General features: G+C 68.1%; 22 protein-coding genes. 11 read left to right on the top strand and 11 right to left on the bottom strand.

Going from position 1 to position 17,965, the window contains the following annotated elements:
- The first annotated feature begins 12 nt into the window (after positions 1–12).
- The 3 genes from BMX17_RS06615 (at position 13) to BMX17_RS06605 (ending at position 3,790) form a co-directional block, all read left to right on the top strand.
- Positions 13–1,596 (top strand): methyl-accepting chemotaxis protein, encoded by a 1,584-nt coding sequence (locus BMX17_RS06615; RefSeq protein WP_092658692.1) that lies wholly within the window; start codon positions 13–15, stop codon positions 1,594–1,596.
- 46 nt (positions 1,597–1,642) lie between these two features.
- Positions 1,643–2,947 carry an amidohydrolase gene (locus BMX17_RS06610; RefSeq protein ID WP_092658691.1) on the top strand — a complete coding sequence of 435 codons (1,305 nt, stop codon included), beginning with the start codon at positions 1,643–1,645 and terminating at the stop codon, positions 2,945–2,947.
- A 132-nt stretch (positions 2,948–3,079) separates the two neighbouring features.
- Positions 3,080–3,790, top strand: coding sequence for a hypothetical protein (locus BMX17_RS06605; RefSeq protein ID WP_211611298.1), 711 nt, complete (start codon positions 3,080–3,082; stop codon positions 3,788–3,790).
- A 45-nt stretch (positions 3,791–3,835) separates the two neighbouring features.
- On the opposite strand, the gene BMX17_RS06600 is transcribed toward BMX17_RS06605, so the two are convergent.
- Positions 3,836–4,768, bottom strand: coding sequence for a type IV pilin domain-containing protein (locus BMX17_RS06600; RefSeq protein ID WP_170845346.1), 933 nt, complete (start codon positions 4,766–4,768; stop codon positions 3,836–3,838).
- A 114-nt stretch (positions 4,769–4,882) separates the two neighbouring features.
- Here BMX17_RS06600 and BMX17_RS06595 point away from each other — a divergent pair, with 114 nt between their 5' ends.
- Entirely contained in the window at positions 4,883–6,160 is a 1,278-nt protein-coding gene (locus tag BMX17_RS06595; protein WP_092658689.1) for an adenosylhomocysteinase, read from the top strand.
- A 39-nt stretch (positions 6,161–6,199) separates the two neighbouring features.
- Positions 6,200–6,982 (top strand): class I SAM-dependent methyltransferase, encoded by a 783-nt coding sequence (locus tag BMX17_RS06590; protein WP_092658688.1) that lies wholly within the window; start codon positions 6,200–6,202, stop codon positions 6,980–6,982.
- Here BMX17_RS06590 and BMX17_RS06585 read toward each other — a convergent pair.
- Positions 6,974–7,333, bottom strand: coding sequence for a DUF5658 family protein (locus tag BMX17_RS06585; RefSeq protein ID WP_092658687.1), 360 nt, complete (start codon positions 7,331–7,333; stop codon positions 6,974–6,976). The two genes, BMX17_RS06590 and BMX17_RS06585, sit on opposite strands and share 9 nt — an antisense overlap.
- A gap of 113 nt (positions 7,334–7,446) precedes the next feature.
- Here BMX17_RS06585 and BMX17_RS25045 point away from each other — a divergent pair, with 113 nt between their 5' ends.
- Positions 7,447–7,629: a hypothetical protein gene (locus BMX17_RS25045; RefSeq protein WP_139203436.1), complete on the top strand. Its 183-nt coding sequence runs from the start codon at positions 7,447–7,449 to the stop codon at positions 7,627–7,629.
- Here the strand turns inward: BMX17_RS25045 and BMX17_RS06580 are convergent.
- Positions 7,626–8,522, bottom strand: a complete 897-nt coding sequence (locus BMX17_RS06580) for a DMT family transporter (protein WP_092658686.1) — start codon at positions 8,520–8,522, stop codon at positions 7,626–7,628. The two genes, BMX17_RS25045 and BMX17_RS06580, sit on opposite strands and share 4 nt — an antisense overlap.
- A gap of 111 nt (positions 8,523–8,633) precedes the next feature.
- Between BMX17_RS06580 and hjc the strand changes: the two genes are divergently transcribed.
- Positions 8,634–9,167, top strand: coding sequence for a Holliday junction resolvase Hjc (gene hjc, locus BMX17_RS06575; RefSeq protein ID WP_092658685.1), 534 nt, complete (start codon positions 8,634–8,636; stop codon positions 9,165–9,167).
- Here the strand turns inward: hjc and BMX17_RS06570 are convergent.
- Complete coding sequence (locus tag BMX17_RS06570) at positions 9,164–9,775, bottom strand: SWIM zinc finger family protein (protein WP_244514942.1); 612 nt, start codon at positions 9,773–9,775, stop codon at positions 9,164–9,166. The genes hjc and BMX17_RS06570 overlap by 4 nt on opposite strands.
- Before the next feature lie 201 nt (positions 9,776–9,976).
- On the opposite strand from BMX17_RS06570, the gene BMX17_RS06565 reads away from it, so the two are divergent.
- A complete protein-coding gene (locus BMX17_RS06565) occupies positions 9,977–10,186 on the top strand; it encodes a DUF7472 family protein (protein ID WP_244514941.1) in 210 nt (69 codons plus the stop codon).
- 27 nt (positions 10,187–10,213) lie between these two features.
- Here BMX17_RS06565 and priL read toward each other — a convergent pair whose 3' ends face one another.
- The 4 genes from priL to BMX17_RS06545 form a co-directional block, all read right to left on the bottom strand.
- Positions 10,214–11,308, bottom strand: a complete 1,095-nt coding sequence (priL, locus tag BMX17_RS06560; protein WP_092658684.1) for a DNA primase regulatory subunit PriL — start codon at positions 11,306–11,308, stop codon at positions 10,214–10,216.
- A 61-nt stretch (positions 11,309–11,369) separates the two neighbouring features.
- Complete coding sequence (locus BMX17_RS06555) at positions 11,370–11,984, bottom strand: cell division protein CdpA domain-containing protein (RefSeq protein ID WP_092658683.1); 615 nt, start codon at positions 11,982–11,984, stop codon at positions 11,370–11,372.
- A gap of 54 nt (positions 11,985–12,038) precedes the next feature.
- Positions 12,039–13,868: a formate/nitrite transporter family protein gene (locus BMX17_RS06550; protein ID WP_092658682.1), complete on the bottom strand. Its 1,830-nt coding sequence runs from the start codon at positions 13,866–13,868 to the stop codon at positions 12,039–12,041.
- A 65-nt stretch (positions 13,869–13,933) separates the two neighbouring features.
- Entirely contained in the window at positions 13,934–14,677 is a 744-nt protein-coding gene (locus BMX17_RS06545; protein ID WP_092658681.1) for a DNA polymerase sliding clamp, read from the bottom strand.
- Positions 14,678–14,826: 149 nt separating this feature from the next.
- Between BMX17_RS06545 and BMX17_RS06540 the strand changes: the two genes are divergently transcribed.
- From BMX17_RS06540 to BMX17_RS06530, 3 genes are all read left to right on the top strand, one after another.
- Positions 14,827–15,390: a hypothetical protein gene (locus BMX17_RS06540; protein ID WP_092658680.1), complete on the top strand. Its 564-nt coding sequence runs from the start codon at positions 14,827–14,829 to the stop codon at positions 15,388–15,390.
- 100 nt (positions 15,391–15,490) lie between these two features.
- Complete coding sequence (locus BMX17_RS06535) at positions 15,491–15,673, top strand: hypothetical protein (protein ID WP_092658679.1); 183 nt, start codon at positions 15,491–15,493, stop codon at positions 15,671–15,673.
- Between the two features lie 169 nt (positions 15,674–15,842).
- Complete coding sequence (locus tag BMX17_RS06530) at positions 15,843–16,601, top strand: RlmE family RNA methyltransferase (RefSeq protein WP_092658678.1); 759 nt, start codon at positions 15,843–15,845, stop codon at positions 16,599–16,601.
- Here BMX17_RS06530 and BMX17_RS06525 read toward each other — a convergent pair whose 3' ends face one another.
- From BMX17_RS06525 to BMX17_RS06515, 3 genes are read right to left on the bottom strand one after another with little or no spacing between them, the layout of a single operon-like run.
- Complete coding sequence (locus BMX17_RS06525; RefSeq protein ID WP_092658677.1) at positions 16,602–17,324, bottom strand: queuosine precursor transporter; 723 nt, start codon at positions 17,322–17,324, stop codon at positions 16,602–16,604.
- Positions 17,317–17,490 carry a ribbon-helix-helix domain-containing protein gene (locus BMX17_RS06520; RefSeq protein ID WP_092658676.1) on the bottom strand — a complete coding sequence of 58 codons (174 nt, stop codon included), beginning with the start codon at positions 17,488–17,490 and terminating at the stop codon, positions 17,317–17,319. Before BMX17_RS06520 ends, BMX17_RS06525 begins: the two co-directional genes overlap by 8 nt.
- Positions 17,491–17,547: 57 nt before the next feature.
- Positions 17,548–17,886 (bottom strand): HalOD1 output domain-containing protein, encoded by a 339-nt coding sequence (locus BMX17_RS06515; protein WP_092658675.1) that lies wholly within the window; start codon positions 17,884–17,886, stop codon positions 17,548–17,550.
- Positions 17,887–17,965: the final 79 nt, after the last annotated feature.

The following is a 17,965-nucleotide window of genomic DNA, read 5'->3' as shown; positions in this document are numbered from 1 at the left end:
TCACGGGAGAACATGGCAAACGTACTGGATAGGCTCTTTCTCTCACTCCCCGATCCGGTTCGGGAGCGGCTCTGGGGAAAATTCGCGTTCGCACTCGGGACGGTCGCGGTCCTCTCGGTTCTTCTCACGGCGGGCCTCATCGTGGTTTTCGACCTGCCGTGGGTGCCCCTGCTGTTGCAGTGGGCGATCCTGATCGGGCTGGCGACCGGGACCAGTATCTACGTCGGCGCGGACTTCATCGGGCAGATGCAACGCGTCGAGCGCAAGGCCAAGGCCATCGGGCAGGGCGAGTTTGACACGCGGGTGACGACGCCCCGTGAGGACGAAGTGGGGGAGGTCTTCGACGCACTGGCGACGATGCGTGACAAGCTTCAGGAGCGCATCGAGGAGGCCGAGCAGGCCGAGGCGGCTGCCGAGCGTGAGCGGGAGAAAGCCGAGGCACTGAGCGCGGAGGCCGAGGAGTTAAACGACCACCTCGAACGGAAAGCAGGCGAGTTCGGCGAGACCATGGCGGCCTGTGCCGACGGCGACCTGACCCGCCGGCTCGACGCCGACGGCGAGAGCGAGGCGCTGGCCCGGATCGCCACGGAGTTCAACGAGATGATGGACGAGATCGAGGCGACCATCCTCGACCTACGAGCGTTCACGGACGACGTGGCGGCCGCGAGCGACGACGCCAGATCGGGCACCGACGCGGCCCGCGAGGTCGGCTCGGAAGTCCGGGAACACATCACAGATATCGCCGACGGGGCGAGCGAGCAGGATCGAAAACTCCAGTCCGCCTCCGACGAGATGAGCCAGCTCTCGGCGACGGTCGAGGAGATCGCGGCCACCGCCGACGAGGTGGCCGACGTGTCCGACCGCGCCGCGGAGGCGGGCGACCAGGCCAGAGAGGCCGCCGAGGCGGCCGTCGGCGAGATGGATCGGATCACCACCCAGACCACCGAGGCCGTCGAGGAGGTCGAGGAACTCGACGACGAGATGGCCGAGATCGACGAGGTGGTCGGCATCATCGAGGACATCGCCGAGCAGACCTCCGTGCTGGCGCTGAACGCTTCCATCGAGGCCGCTCGCGCGGGCGAGGCCGGCTCCGGGTTCGCCGTCGTCGCCGACGAAGTGAAAGACCTCGCGGAGGAGACCCAGGCGGCGACCACCAGAATCGCCGAGCGCGTCGAGCGCATCCAGCGGCGGACGGAATCGGCCGTCGACGGGATGCACGAGACCAGCGACCACGTCGAGGAGGGGGTAGAGACCATCGCGGCCGGCCTCGACTCGCTGGAGCAGATGGCGGAACTCGTCGGCGACGCCAATCAGGGGGTTCAGGAGATCGACGCGACGACCGACGAGCAGGCCGCCCGCACGCAGGAGATCGTCGCGACCGTCGAGGAAGTCGCCGACATCAGCGAGCGGACGCGCGAGGAGACCGACGCCGCGACCGAAGCCGTCGACCGCCAGCAGGAGACGCTGGAGGCGGCGACCGACACGGTGGACGGCGTCGCCGACCGGACCGACGAATTGCGCGACCTGGCCGACTACTTCGAGGTCGACGCCGACACCGAGCGCGCGACACTCGCGGCGGACGGTCGCGGCGACTGAGCCGGGAGACCCCGTCTTTATACCGTCCGGCCGCGGACGCCCGGACATGACGACACTGCGAATCGCGGACGGTCGCGTCCTCCGCCCCGACCACACCGTCGAGCGGGCGGACGTCCTCGTCGACCAGGCGAGCGGCGAGATTCTGGCGGTCGAACCCGAGGGCGAGGGGCGTGCCAGCGCCGACGACCGTCTCGACGCCGAGGGTAGCCTCGTGATCCCTGGGCTGGTCAACGCCCACACACACGTCGCGATGACGCTGTTGCGGGGCTACGCCGACGACAAACCGCTGGACGCCTGGCTCCAGGAGGACATCTGGCCGGTCGAGGCCGAACTCACCGCCGAGGACGTGCGAGCGGGGGCACGACTGGGTATCCTGGAGATGATCCGGTCGGGCACCACCGCCTTCGCGGATATGTACTTCTTCATGCCCGAGGTCGTCGCCGCCGTCGAGGAGTCGGGGATGCGCGCACTGCTCGGCTACGGCGCGATCACCGTCGGCAACGACGACGAGGCCGCCCACCAGGAGATGCGGGACGGCCTGGACTTCGCCGAGGGCTACGACGGCGCGGCCGACGGCCGCGTCTCGACGGCGTTCATGCCCCACAGCCTCACCACGGTCGGCGAGGACTACCTCCGGGAGTACGTGCCCGAGGCCCGCGAGGCCGGAATCCCGATCCACTTCCACGCCAACGAGACCGCCGGCGAGGTCGACCCACTGGTCGCGGACCACGACGAGCGGCCGCTGGAATACGCCGACGACATCGGGATGCTCGCCGACACCTCCTTCCTGGCCCACGGCGTCCACACCGATCGGACCGAACACGAGTTGCTGGCCGAGCGCGACACCGCCGTGATCCACTGCCCGGCCTCGAACATGAAACTCGCCAGCGGGATGGCCCCCGTGCAGGCGATGCGAGATCGGGGTGTGACGGTCGGCCTGGGCACAGACGGCGCGGCCTCCAACAACGACCTCTCGCTGTTCGACGAGATGCGCGACGCCGCCATGCTCGGCAAACTGGCGGCCGACGACGCCAGCGCGGTCGCCGCCGACGCGGTCGTCGAGATGGCCACACAGGGCGGCGCGGAGGCGCTCGGGCTGGCTTCGGGCCGACTCGAAGCCGGCGCGAACGCCGATCTGGCGGTGCTGGATCTGGACCAGCCACACCTGACGCCGGACCACGATCTCGTGAGCCACCTCACCTACGCCGCCAGCGGGTCGGACGTGCGCCACACCGTCTGTGACGGGCAGGTACTCATGCGTGATCGGACGGTGCAGACGCTGGACGAACAGGCGGTGCTGGCAGACGCTCGCGAGCGCGCACAGGCGCTGATCGACCGCGCCGAATCGTAGCTTGGCGTGTGAATTAAACGCCCAGAGGTGCTTTTGAACGTTCTTCGCCGTTCTAGCAACGTTTTGGACCGCAGTGAATTCACTGAACGGGAATCCGGGTTTATGCGGGTCTCTCGCCTGGATACAGGTGAGATGCAATCGAGAAGTACACTGTTCGCACTCGTGTCCGTGGCACTGCTCGTCGGCGCGGCGCTCGGGCCGGCCGTGGCCGCCGGCTCGCCGACCGCCGTGTCGAGCGGGGCCGCGCTCGCACAGGACGAGACCAACGAGACAGCCACGAACGGAAGCGAACTCAACGAAACTGCCGACGGCAACGAAACCGATCTCAACGAAACTGACGACGACAACGAGACTGAGTCCAACGAGACCCGGGTCCCGTTCGGTCAGCTCGTGTCTGCGTTCATCGAGAACACGCGTTCCCAGATGAACAGCACGAACAGCACGAACGGGTCCAGCACTCCGTTCGGGCTACTGGTCGCGGCGTTCGTCACGGAGAACAACCCCGGGAACGCACCCGACCACGCGGGACCGCCCGCACACGCCGGCCCCGGCGGCAACGAGACGAACGCGAGCGAGCGCGGCCCACCCGAGAACCGCGGCCCCAGCGAGGACAGGCGACAGGGCCCGCCGGAGGACCGCGGTCCCGACGGTGACGACGACCGTCGCGGCCCGCCCGCGGACCGCGGACCCGACCGTGACGACGACGCAGACACCGAGAGCGACGGCGACGACGGCGGCGACGGCGGCGGTCCGCCCGCGAACGCCGGCGGTAACGGTGGCGGTAACGGCGGCGGTAACGGTGGCGGCGGTCCGCCCGCGAACGCCGGCGGTAACGGTCGATAGGCCGACTCTTTTCTGACGCGCCGATTCGTCGCGCGCTCTGACGGCTCAGTCGGACTCGGAGACGGCGACGTTCCGGTACGCCGAATCGTGCGAGCCGCAACTGATCCCCTCGTTCCCATCGCAGTCGTTGACGATGAGCAGTGAGTCGGCGGCGCCGAGGTTGTTCCTGTCCCGGTACACTTCGCCGATGGGGACTTCGTAGCGGGTCCAGCCGTCGCCGGTCTTGTAGTACGATCCACCGTAATCGCTGACGTTGACACCCCATTTCTGGACGCCCGAGAGCTGGACGACCCGGCCGCTGTCCTGCCCACTCCCGGCGTTCTGGAACCCGATGCCGTGGATCGCGCCTTCCGTCGTACTCCTGAACTCGAAGGTCAACACCGTGTCCTCGGTGACCGTGTAGTTGTTCCCGATCAGTTGCCACTTGTTGCCGGTCACTTCGATGCGTCGCCCGCCGTCCGAGATCGTCGTCGTCGCCGACGGGTCGTTGACGTTCCCCTGGAAGTCACTGAGCGAGTCGGCGTCGGCGGTGATCAGTTCGCCGGCGATGCCGTCCGCGATCCAGAACTGCCGGGTGTGCAGGACCGCACCGCTTTCCTCGTGGACGACCGTAACCGCGAGTTCGCCCCGGATCACGTCGTGGGGGAGCCGGTACCGGTCACCGGCGGTGATCTGGTCGTCGTCACCGCCAGCGACTGGGGCGAGCGACGACAGCCTGACGCGCCGCGCGTCGTCGCTGTGACGCAGGACCGCGACCGTCTCGGCGGCCGACAGACCGTCCCCGGCGGTGTGGACGAGGGTGACGTTCCCCGCGGAGACAGACGACGAGAGCGACGCCGTCGTCGGGTCCCGGTTCGTGTCATCGGCGAGCGAGAATCCGAGGACGGCGACCGCACCGATCAGGACGACGCCGACCGCGACGAGCAGGAGGCTCCCGATGACCTCCGACTGCCCCCGACCCCGACCGAAGCCTCGCATATCTGAACGTGGGGTCGCACTGAGTAATCGTTTTCGACCGTCTCGATCCGTGAGCCGGGTCCTCGCCGACCCCGCTTCGGCAGCGTTTTCACGCTGCTGTCCAACTCTCGGACAATGACTGCGCCGATCAGCGAGCGGCTCGACGACCCCGAGACTGCACGGGAAGAGGGCCGCCGGAAGATGGACTGGGCGCGCGAACATATGCCGATCCTCGCCTCGCTCCGCGAGGAGTTCACCGAGAGCCAGCCCTTCGCGGGCGAGGTGATCGGGATGGCGATGCACGTCGAGGCCAAGACGGCCGTACTGGCCGAACTGCTCGCCGAAGGCGGTGCCGAGGTCGCCATCACTGGCTGTAACCCACTCTCGACCCACGACGACGTGTCCGCGGCGCTCGATTCCCACGAGAACGTCACCTCCTACGCCGAGCGCGGCGTCGACGACGACGCCTACTACGCCGCCATGGAGGCCGTCATCGAGCACGACCCGACCATCACCGTCGACGACGGGATGGACCTCATCGCCGCCATCCACGAGGACTACCCCGAACTCATCGACACCATCGTCGGCGGGTGTGAGGAGACCACCACCGGCGTCCACCGCCTGCGCGCGATGGACGACGACGGCGCGCTGGAGTACCCCGTCTTCGCCGTCAACGACACGCCGATGAAACGGCTGTTCGACAACGTCCACGGCACCGGCGAGTCCGCACTGGCGAGCATCGCCATGACGACGAACCTCTCCTACGCCGGCAAGACCGTCGTCGTCGGCGGCTACGGAGACTGCGGCCGCGGTGTCGCAAAGAAGGCCGCCGGCCAGAACGCCCGCGTGATCGTCACCGAGGTCGACGCCCGCCGCGCGCTGGAGGCCCACATGGAGGGCTACGAGGTCATGCCGATGCAGGAGGCCGCCACGGAGGGCGACGTGTTCATCACGACGACGGGCAATCGCGACGTGATTACCGCCGAGGACTTCGAGGTCATGCAGGACGGCGTCTTGCTGGCCAACGCCGGCCACTTCGACGTGGAGATCGACCTCGTCGCACTGGAGGAGATGGCCGCGGAGGTCACCGAACCCCGCGACGGTATCGAGGCCTACGTCATGCCCGACGGCCGCGAGTTGAACGTGCTGGCGGAGGGGCGCCTCGTCAACCTCGCGACGCCCGTGGCGCTGGGCCACCCCGTCGAGGTCATGGACCAGAGCTTCGGCGTGCAGGCGGTCTGCGTCCGCGAGCTCGTCGAGTCCGGCGAGGCGTACGACGCCGGCGTCCACGACGTACCCGACGATCTGGACCGGGAAGTCGCGGAGATCAAACTCGACGCGGAGGGCGTCGCCTTCGACGACCTGAGCGAGGCCCAGGCGGAGTACATGGGCTCGTGGCAACACGGGACCTAGGCCGGTCGATTTTTCCTGTCGCCCTGTGAATCGGCAAGTATGGACGACGGTGCCCGGAACCGCTGGAACCCGGACGACTACGACGGTGACCACGACTACGTCACCGAGTACGGTGAGGGGGTGGTCGACTTGCTCGACCCGAAACCGGGGGAGCGCATCCTCGATCTCGGCTGTGGGACCGGCCACCTGACCGCCGAGATCGCGGATGCGGTGGGCGAGTCGGGGACCGTCGTCGGCATCGACCGGTCGGCCGAGATGGTCCGGGAGGCCCGCGAGACCTATCCCGACCTCTCTTTCCAGCGGACCGACGCACGGTCGTTTCACGCACGCGAACCGTTCGACGCCGTCTTCTCCAACGCCGCGCTCCACTGGATCTCCGACGTAGACCAGAACCGGGTGCTGGCGGGCGTGGCCAACGCGCTCCGTCCGGGCGGCCGCTTCGTCGTCGAAATGGGCGGCGCGGGCAACGTCGACCGGATCGTCACCGCGACGCTCGCCGAACTCGACGCCCGGGGCTACGACGCGACACACCCGTGGTACTTCCCGACGGTCGGCGAGTACGCCCCGCGGCTGGAGACCCACGGCTTCGAGGTCCGCCACGTGCGACTGTTCGACCGGCCCACGGAACTCGACGGCGGCGCGGGCGGGCTCGCCAACTGGCTCTCCATGTTCGGCGACAGCATCTTCGCGGGCGTGCCCGACGACGAGCGCGCGGCCGTCGTCGAAGCCGTCGAAGACCGGCTCCGACCGGATCTGTTCGACGGCGAGACGTGGACGGCGGACTACCGGCGACTGCGCTTTCTCGCCGTCCGCTCAGAGTGAGAGCAGTGTCAGGGCGTTGAGCCCGACGGTGAGCACGGAGATGACGGCGAAGCCGGTCAGGACCAGTTCGGCCGGCCGGTCCGGGAGGAAATGCCAGGTGACCACGAGGACGACCAGCGCGGCGAACTTCAGCAGGCCGATCCCGGAACTGCCGTAGGTCGCCAGGAACGCGCGGGCGACACCGTTACCCTCTGCCAGTCCGGCCCCGAGACCGGTGAGCGTCGTCACCACGTCGAACGCCGCCGCGACGATGATGACCGTCCACAGCACGGCGTGGGACTCGGGCAACTCCCGCTCGAAGCGTTCGAGCGGGTCTGGCCCGTCCGGCGGCGACCCCGATTCCGACCCCATCCTATCGAGGGGGAGACTGGACAACCACATAACGGTCCCTGCGGTGTCGGGACGTGAGCCGTTCGGGACGCCGAGCCGGCAGGTAATTCTTGGTCGTGTGGCCCGTACACAGGGTGACAGCATCGACCATGCCGCTGATCCCACCGCAGACCGACGAGATCCGCGCCGAGATGTCGAAGGACCACCGCCGCTTGCTTCACTGTCTCGACTGTGGCGGGCAGGTCGTCGCGATCCGCCACGGCGGCTCTTGCATCCTCTGTAGCTCCGAGGCCGTCGTGGTCGAAGAGTGGGACTAAAGCGTGATCAGGACGGCCCCGACCACGACCAGCGCCGCGCCGAGGACGACGCCGCGGGTCACCCGCTCCACGTCCCGCAACAAGAGGGCGGCGAAGACGGTCGTGAACAGCGGGGCCGTCGCCGCCAGCGAGTCGACGACGGCGACCCGTCCGGCCTCCATCGAGAGCGCAGTGAAAAAGGACAGCAGGGCGACGGCCGTGACGAGCCCGCTCCCGCTGAAGTACGCGTAGGACGCACGGGGCGTGTCCAGAGCGTCGACCCCCTTCGTGGCGAGGGCGTAGGCCGCCAGCGCGACGAGGGCGGCGGTCTCGTTGATCGTGACGGCCTGCAGGGGCGTCGCGACGGTGTCCCCGAAGCCGTAGCGCCGGAGGACGTTCCCGGCCCCGAACACCGCCGCCGCGCCGACCGGGAACAGCAGGTCCCGGGGCTTCCACCCCGACACGTCCCCGCCCTTGGAGTAGGTCAGGACGACCAGTCCGCCGACGAGGACGACGATTCCGACCCCGGTGAGCGGACCGAGGGGTTCGCCGAGAAAGCCCAGCGCGAGCAGGGTGGCGAACAGCGGACGCGTACTGATGCCGGCGCTGTTGATGCTCGCCCCGACCCGCTCGACGCCGGCGAACACGAGGATGCGCCCCATCGCAGTACCGAAGAGGCCGGCGACGGCGAAAATCGCGACGAGATCGAGCGTTAGCCCCGAGAGCGGGTTCGGCCAGGAGGTCACCAGCAGGGCCAGCCAGTACAGGACGGCGTCGACGACTACGACGACGATGGCGGCCTGGGTCGCCGTCCCGCCGGCGTCCATCCCGCGCTTGTCGAAGATAGGCCCGAACCCCCAGAGAACGGCGGGCAACAGTGCCAGCGCGTACACGGCGAGTGGTGTCCCCGTCACCGACGGCTCACTCCGATCACGTCGGTCCTCGGGGTGGCCCGCTCAAGTGGTTTCCGTTCAGTTCCGCCCCGCTCCCGTGTCCCTTTTGCCCCCACCCGGCCAAGCCGTGGTATGTCCTCGAACCGGAAAGGCGACCGGCGCGAGCGGGAACTCGTCAACGCCCTCGACGAGTCCGGGTTCGCGGTGATGCGTGCCCCCGCCAGCGGGAGCGCCACCGAGCGGGAACTCCCGGACGTACTCGCTGGCGACGGCGAGGCCTTCTACGCCATCGAGGCGAAATCCTCCGCGGGCGATCCCATCTACCTCGACGGCGAGGAGATCGAAGCCCTGCTGTACTTCGCCCAGAACTTCGGCGCGAAACCCCGCGTCGGCGTCCGCTTCGACCGCGAGGACTGGTACTTCTTCCACCCCGGCGACCTCTACACGACCGACGGCGGCAACTACCGCGTCAAGAAAGCGACCGCACTCGCCGAGGGCACCGACTTTGCGGAGTTCGTCGGCGACACCCAGAAGGTCACGCTCGAAGAGGCCGCACAGGCGGCCGACAGCGAGGGCGACGACGCGGACGACGAGGCCGTCCGCGACGTACTCGAAGCGTTCGAGCGCGGCGACATCACGCTCGAAGATGCCGTCGAGATGCTCTAATCGACGAGTTCCGCATCCTCGACCTGCCGGAGTCGCGAGTAGGGGAACGCGTACACGCGAGGGTCGTCGTTGCGTAACTGATCGCCGAGATAGACAGCCTCGACCACCAGGTCGTCGGCCGGGTACGCCTCGTTCGTGTCGTGTTCGGCCACGCTCGCCCCCGTGGCCTCGATGACGTACTCGTCGGCGCGGTCGGGGTGCACCCGGCGGACGACGAGGGTATCGGCGGTCTCGCGGTCGACGGCCACGTCGCCGTCGGCGAGCCGGCAGTCCGCACACAGCGGAACCGCGTCGGTCTCGGGGACGAACGACTCGTGGCCGCAGACGGCGCAGTCGGCCCGCCGCTGGCCCGGGGCGGGGAGCCGACCCTGCGTGATCTCGATGGCGACCCGGCGTCGGTGTTTGCAGTTCGTGCCCCGGTAGCGGTAGTCGGGGCAGGTACAGCGGTGGCCGGGCACGTCGACGGTGTAGGTGTCGTCGTCGGTGTCGACGCGGTAACAGCCGCCGCCCAGCGGCGTGACGGCCATCGACTCGGTCCATGCGCGAACGGTCCGCTCGTCACAGTCCCGGAGGTCGGGTGCGAGCGGGGTCTTGGAAGCTCGTGACATCGGCGATCAGGACGCTGCTGGTTTCCGTCGCGTCCGTTCGAAGTGAGGTGCCCGAGCTACCTAAGTGATACGCCCGGCCTGGCCGAAATCAGCGGGGTAGACGGGCTGTAGAGGGTAATTCCCCGCGCCCAGAGAGTGTCGAAAACGGCCGCGTCCGGCGGCATCGAAGCCCTTTTGCACGGGCCGGTGAAAGCCGCGCATATGAACATCGAGCGGGAGACGGTCGTCGAAGCGGGCGTCTCGTTCGCGGCAGTACTCGTCTTCATCGCGGCCGTCGTGGGCGTCGGCACGGCGTTCGGGACCGACGGTGGCAACCTCTCGGGAACCGGCGGTCTCGCCGTCCTCGGCGCAGTCGTGCTGTTCATCGCCGTCATGACCGGCGTCGGCTACTGGCTCTCCTCTCAGGAGTGATCGGTCCGGGCCGGTGACCCACAGCCGTTACTCCGCGTCGTCGTCCTCGTCCTCGCCCTCTCGCCAGTCCACCAGTTCCTCCTCGTCGGCCTCCTCCAGCCGGTGTTCGTAGTAGTTCAGCGGGTGTGACTCGTTGATCACGTCCTCGCAGATGTCGTCTTTGTTCACGCAGTCGCCGTAGGACTGCATCGTCGCACACGCCGGCGCGGAGTACTCGGTCGGACTGGTCTCCCCGCGGATGTGATCGACCTGGTAGCGCGTGGCCTCCTCGCCGAAGCCGGGGTTGACCTGAAAGAGGTCGACGATCTCGTCGGTTGTCATCCCGATACTCGTCAGGAAGGCGGCGATGGCGAACCGGGAGTGGTGTTCGAGGTGTTCGCCCTTCTGGACCTTGTCGAGCAGGTGGCGCATACACGGCGGGAACAGGTCCGGGACCACCGTGTCGATATCGCGGGTCAGGTCCAGATCGGCCAGCACCTCCCGGACACGTTCGGCTTCGTCCTCGAGTTCAGCGGCGATGGCGTCGGGCACCGAGAGAGGGAGCCCGTCCTCGACGCGGCGACGGACGGCCTGGCGGACGAGCAGGAGGAGTTCGTCCTCGGCGACCGGGACCTGACCGTCGGACAGCGGGCGGTTGACCAGCCGCCACTCGTCGCCGAACTGCCCGGCCGTGTGTTCGAGGTAGGTTCCCACGTCCACCCGGTAGTCTCCGTCTTCACCCGCGACCGCGTGGACGTGCCCCGCCAGATCGAATTCGGCGAGCAGGTCCTGCAGGTCCAGCCGCTCGGTGCGAGTGCTCTGGAACTCCGCCGTCGCGGTCAGTTCCTCGGAGAAGCGATCGTAGGCCGTCGCCGCCTCCGCGCGGGCGTAGCGGCGCAACAGGATGTGTTCGTCGACCAGCGACACGAGGACTCTGGCGACGGGATAGGAGAGCAACTCGACGCGGGTGCGACGGTGTGGCTCGCCGACGGTGCCCTCGGTGACCGCCCACTCGACGCGCTCCAGGCCGCGCTCGACCGCCGCCGAGTCGCTGGCGACCAGCTCGGCCAGATCGACGCCGGCGGTCTCGACCGCCTCCCGGGCGGCCGACAGGAACGGGTAGCGGGCGTGAAGCGCCTTCATCGACGCCTTGGTTGCCGCCGGGTCCGAATAAACCCGACGGTCCGGGGAGTGAGTCGCCGCGTCACCGCTCGTGGCGGTGTTCGATCTCGGTGACGATCTCCTCGTTCTCAGGACCACCGTCGGCCAGTTTCGACCGGTACTCCTGCAGTTCGGCGGGCGTAACCTCCATGCGGCGTGTCTCGCCGCCCTTCTCGATCTCGAGGGTGACGGTGCCGTGAGGGTCGTTGCGCCGGCGGAAGTTCGCGACGGCGACGAAGACGTACCAGAGCGCGACGAACGCGCCGACGAAGTAGACGACAGCCGTCTCGAAGACGAGGGAGTCGGCCGCCCGGACCCAGCGTTGCGGGTAAGCGACGGAGAACAGAGAGACGCCGGCGACCGAGACGAGCGAGCCGGCGACGACCCCGAGTTGCTGGCGGCGCTTCGAGGGCAAGACGGCGACGACCCCGAGCAGGACGGCCGGGCCGCCCAGCCCCGCGAGGACGCCGCCCATGTGTTTGGCGGCGATGGCGTCGGTGGCCCCGAGGAGGTCCCCGAGCGGCGTCGTCACCACGAGCAGGGCGACGACGAGCGCGAGCGCGCCCGACAGCGACACGGCCGCGCCCAGCGCGACCCGGCGTGGGTCACGCTTCCCGCGGTCGCGTCGGTCGGTGTAGGCCTCCGAGAGGCTCGGCATACGTCCGTATGGTCGCTCCTCCTACAAAACGATGCGTCAGACGCGCGTGTGACGCTATCGGCGGCCGAACAGCCGCTCGAGGATCCCGCCACCCTTGCGCTCGGCCATGAGTACCGACACGTCGACGTCGTCGATCACGTCCATGTGCAGGGAGTCGGAGACGAGTCGCGAGAGGAGGCCGCGCTCGGTCGCGCCCATGATCACGAGCGACGCGTCCTCGGCCGCGTTCTCGATGGCCGTCTCCAGATCGCCGGAGTCGTCGACGGTCATCGTCGCCTCGGCGAGGTCCTGCTCGACGGCCCAGTCGGCGAGGAACTGCTCGCCGGCCTCGCGCTCCCCGGGCCCGTCGACGACGTGGAGTAACTCCACCGACGCCCCCGAGACGGCCTGGAGGGTCCGGGCCACCGACGCGCTCAACTCGCAGTTCGGCCCGCCGTCGGTCGGCAAGAGGACGTTCGAGGTGTCCAGCCCGCGGTCTTTGAGGATCAAGAAGTCGCTGGGGAGCCGGCGGGTGAGGTCGCTCAGCGACCGATCCGAGCGGGCCGCCGTCCAGAGACGGTCGTCGCTCCAGCCCATGACCACGGTGTCGGCGTCCTTGCGCCGGACGATGTCGAAGATTTCCTCGAACGAGCGGTGGGAGACGACCGTCGACGTCTCGAATCCCACGTCGTAGCCCGCGGCGGTCTCGTGGAGCGGTTCGAGGAGATTCTCGGACTCGTCGACGATCCGCCGACGGTTCGGGCCGCCGTACCCCCGCACGCCCCGGTCGGGTTTCTGGACGATGTGGACGGCGTGGACGGTCGCCTCGTCGTGACCGCGCGCGAGCATACAGGCCAGTTCGACGAGATGCGTCTCCGTCCGGGGGTTGGCGATGGGGACGATCACGCGGTGGTGATCGCCGTTCTCGGCGGCTGGCTCGACGGTGTCGATCAGGGGGACGTACGAGCGACCGACGAAGCCGCCGAACAGCCACTCACGGATCGAGAGCTGACGGGTCGCGCCCTCGAAGCGGGCCGACTCCAGCCGGGTCTCGGTCGTCTGGAAGTAGTTGACCAGCGTCACCAGCACGACGCCGCCGAGGGTGTTGCCCAGCAGTACCGGGAGGACGAACTCGACCATCCCGGTCACGAAGAGGAGGTCGCCGCGCAACACCAGGTACACCATCTCCGTGAAGGAGACCACGGAGTGATAGAGGCCGCCCAGCGGGATCGACAGGAAGGCCAGATAGATGACCACCAGCCGCGAGATGGTGTCGCGGGCGGCGTACTCCACCCAGACGACGCCGGCGACGATGAGGCCGGCGAACGCGGCCTTGGAGAACAGCGACCACCACTCCGTGGCGATCCCTTTCTCGGCCAGATAGGTCGCCGCCGTCGCGGCTTCCGGCGAGAGGACGCCGCCGAAGACGAGCGCCACTGCGCCGAGCGCGCCCCCGGCGAAGTTCCCCAGCAGCACCACGGTCCAGTTGCGCAGGAGTGCGGGGATCGACGCCAGTCGCTCCAGCGTCAGCGCCACCGGCGGCAACGTGTTCTCGGTGTACAGCTGGTACCCGCCGATGATGATGTAGATGAACCCCAGCGGGTAGAGCATCACGCTCAACACCGTGTCCCCGTCGGTCGAGGCCGTCAGGGAGGCGTACATGAGGAACGTAATGGTGATCGCAAAGCCCGCGGCGAGGCCGCTGAAGAACAGTTCCCGGCTGCCAGCGGTGATCTCCTCGTCGGCCGCCGCGATGATCCGCTGGAACACCTCGTCGGTCGAGAAGCGGTCACGGACGACCCGGCCGACCGCCGGCGCGCCGCTCCGGGAGCGTTCGACGGCCTCGCGAACGGATTCTTCGGGATCGGGCTCGCGGTCGGTCGGTCCGTCGTCGGGTCCAGCCATGACGGGTCAGTGCTCGGATAGAAGCGAGGGCAACGTGATGAAAAGGGCTGTGGTAGACAGCGGGGTCAGTCGCTCTGGATACGCGGCGCGAGCATATACGTTACCGTCCCGTCGCCCTCCGCGATGTCGAAGTGCATCTTGACGGGGAACTCCTCGCCGAGTTCCATCTCGATCTCGGCGTCTTTCGGGATGGCCTTGTTCATGTCCTTCAGATAGTCGAGCGAGAACAGCGAGTGGGCGTCACCAGCCACGAGGTCGATGAGGTCGTCCCGACCGAGCTCGAAGTGGACGTCGTCGGTGTCGCCCTCGGCGTCGACGTAGAACACCTCCTCGTCGGTCTCGACACCGAGCGCGATGTGATCGGAGACCATGTCGGCGGCCGTCACGGCGCGGTCGATATCCTTGCCTTCGAGGACGACCCTCGCGGGCAGGTCCAGGTCGGGCAGGTCGGGTTCCTGCCGGATCGAATCGGGGTCGATCAGCGCAAGGGTCCCCTCTAGCCCATCGATCTGGACGTGAAGCTTCCGGGTCTCTTCGTCGAGTTCCAGCTGGATGAGCTGGCCCGCGTCGGCCATGCCGGCGAACTCCTCCAGCCGCGAGAGGTTGACACCGATGATCCCGCCGTCGGTCTCGTAGGACTCGAAGGCCGCGGCGTCGAGCCGCAGGTCGACCATCCCGACGTTGGCCGGGTCGACCGCCCGGATCTCGATGCCCTCGTCCGTGAGGTGGATCTTGCACTCGTCCACCAGGACGCTCACGGAGTCGAGCGTCGCCCGGAGCGTGTCTGCACTCACGATGGCGTTGAACATCTTGACCCGGGCTACGCCCGCATCTGTTAAAAAGTCCCGTCTTTCCGTTCCCCGGCGGCGTCGCCACGGCGAGGTGAACGACGGCGGCCACAGCGGGGTCACGGGCGACCACCCCCGAAGTTTCGTGTCCGGCCACCGAAAGACGTGGTATGAGCGAACAGACCGCACACGAGTTGATGGAGTCCTACGCTGAACTGGCGGCCGAGGAGGCGAAGTACCGCCGGGAGAAAGGCGACGTACTCGGCACGGTGAGCCGGCAGCTGGCCGACAGCGTCGCCGACGCCGTCGAGGAGACCGGGCTCAACGTCGAGGTCGTCCACGCGTCCTCGGACGGGACCCACCAGACGCTCCGGCCCCGCTTCGATCGGGCCGCCCTCGTCGCGGCCCTGAACGACCACCTCCCCGACGGGTTCGTCGTCGAACACGTCAACGAGGACGGGACACTGACGGTGCAGTGGGACGAGCGCGAGACCGTCCGGGAGCGGCGTCACAACGGCGCGATCCTGAAGGCCATCGTCGCCGAGGAGACCGAAACCGACGGCGACGGCCTCATCGAGTCAGTGCCCACTCGCGAGCGGGTGATCGCCCGGGCCGTCGACCTCGACGTTCCCGAGGACGCCGCCGCGGACCGGCTGGCCCGACTCGCCGACCTGGACGTGGTCGACCTCGCGGACGGGAAGGTCTACCCCGACTCGAACTTCTCGAAGGTCTGAGGGCGCCAGCGAGCCTCGCCGGTACCGTCGAACCGTTCCGCAAGCGGCCGGCGTGGCCAGTGTTCGGTGAGCGCCACAGCAGAGATGAGTTAACGCCGCGGTGTCGTATCCCCCAAACCGTGGCAGACGCGAGCGAGAGGAGCCGGTCGGCTACCAGACCAACCGCTTCGTCTACGGACCCGGACAGTACGAGTTCCGGGATTTCGTCCGCGTCGGCGGCCCACTCCAGGTACTGCTGGCAGTCGTGACGACCGTCGGGATCGCCGCCTTCTGGGGGTTGTAGCGCCGAGTTCGTCAGCCTCGGCCGTCCGAGGACGTGACGAGAGCGGATCGCACGGGACGGACGCCACATCCGATGTCCCTTTCCGCTTCGACGGCGTCTGCCCTCGTATGAACGCAGCTTCGTCCGCAGTCGCCGCGGGCACCGCGCCACGTCATTCGGTGAGCGAACCATGACCGGGAAAGACGAATACTACAACCGTGCCAAACAGGAGGGGTACCGATCGCGGTCGGCCTACAAGCTCAAACAGCTGGATCGGACGGCGAACCTCCTCGACGAGGGCGCGACCGTCGTGGACCTCGGGGCCGCCCCCGGCGGCTGGCTCCAGGTCGCCCAGCAGGAGGTCGGCGAGACCGGCACCGTGGTCGGGGTCGACCGCCAGCGGATCGACGCCCTCGACGGCGTCGAGACGGTCCGTGGCGACATGACCGAGGAGTCGACCAAAGACGAGGTCCGCGAGATCGTTGGCGAAGCGGACGTGGTCCTCTCGGACATGGCCCCGAACATGACCGGCGAGTACGACCTCGACCACGCCCGGTCGGTCCACCTCGTCCGGCAGGCCCTCGAGGTCGCGCTCGACCTGCTCGGGCCGGGCGGGGACTTCGTCGCCAAGGTGTTCGACGGGCAGGACCTGGACGACCTGAAAGCGGACATCGAACCGGAGTTCGAGTACGTCCGCGAAGTCCGGCCCGACGCCTCCCGGGAGTCGTCTTCGGAACTGTTCCTGGTCGGGAAGGGGCGGTTGACCGCGCCCGTCGCCGAGGGCGACACGGTAACCGTCGAGATCGTCGACACGGGCCACGAGGGCGACGGCATCGCCAAGGTCGAGGGCTACACGCTGTTCGTCTCCGGAGCCGAGACGGGCGAGGAAGTCGAGGTGCGGATCGACGAAATCAAGCCGAAGTACGGGTTCGCACAGCCCGTCGAGTGATCACCGGGGCTCGCTCTCGGCCGAAACGACCGGCGAGTCACGTGACCGGACGAACCCGACGACGGCGTAGACGAAGGGGGTGTCGACCAGCGCGATCAGGAGTTTGAGGAGGTACTGGCCGACGATCAGACTGGCGATCACGGGAAGCGGCGGTGCGACGCCGACGCCCAGCAGTTCGGGGACGACCAGAAAGCCGAGCGTGACGAATATCACCGTATCGAGCAACTGGCTGGAGGCCGTCGAGGCGATGTTGCGGAGCCACAGTCGGTCGCCGTCGGTGGCTTCCCGGAGTCGGTGGAAGACGATCACGTCCCAGTTCTGGCTCACGAGGTAGGCCGCCAGACTCGCGATGACGATGTTCGTGCTCGCACCCAGCACCTGCCGGAACTGGGCCGGGTCGATGCTGGTCGGGGCCGCCGGTGCGAGGATCGTACTCCAGACCAGCGCCAGCAGGACGAAGTTCATCACGAAGGCGACGTTGACCATCACCTGCGCGGCCCGCTTGCCGTACAGTTCGGCGTAACAGTCCGAGGCGAAGAACGTCACGGCGTAAGCTAGCGCCGCCCCCGGCAGGGAGAGCGTCGCTCCCGTGACCGGCAGCGAGAACGGGAGCGAGAACGCCAGGATCTTCGCGGCGGTCACCTGCGCGGTCACCAGCGCGGTGACGAACAGCGCGATCAAAGCGACCTGCGGGACCGCGAGTGAGTCAGCCCGCTCACTCATCGTCGAGTCGGCCCTGCCGCTGGTCGATCTCGTCCAGCAGATCCAGCGTCTTGCGGATCGACGCCCGGATCGCCTCGCTCCGGTTGACGAACTTCCCGTCCTCGCCGACGTGATCGTCCAGATCCTGCAACAACTCCTCGGGCACCTCCACGCTTATCTTGGGCATACCGAGATAATACCGCAAGCGCGGCTTAACGGTTTTCGTCGGTCGCTGGACTGGGGATCACTCCGGCGGCAGGCCGTCGGCGATCTTGATGAGCGAGACCTTGCCGTCCTGATCGATGGTGATGCGGTAGCCGGCGTACGAGAAGGAGAGTTGCGCCTGCGCTTCGGGCGAAGGCGGGTTCTCGTACATCTTGGTCACGAGGTGATCGATCCGGTCGTAGATCGGCGGGAGTTCCGTCACGTCGATCCCCTCGACCTCGGCGATCAACCGCAGGAGTCGGTAGTCGGCGTCGCCGGCTTTGGGTTCGATCCGCCGGTGAACGATCTCGTCCTCGCGGTCGGCTCCCTCGCCGCGATCCACTCGGTCGTCACCGTCGGCCGGGCCGTCAGGTCCCATGCGAGGTGATTGTTCACGCCGGTAAAAGTGACAATTGTCGTGATAGTTCCGGAGTGGATACCCGAAGCCCCGGATCTAC

It is taken from the genome of Halorientalis persicus (assembly GCF_900110215.1).
GTDB classification, from domain to species: Archaea; Halobacteriota; Halobacteria; order Halobacteriales; family Haloarculaceae; genus Halorientalis; species Halorientalis persica.
The sequence above is the reverse complement of the archived record's forward strand: the minus strand, read 5'-3'. Positions and strand labels throughout refer to the sequence as shown.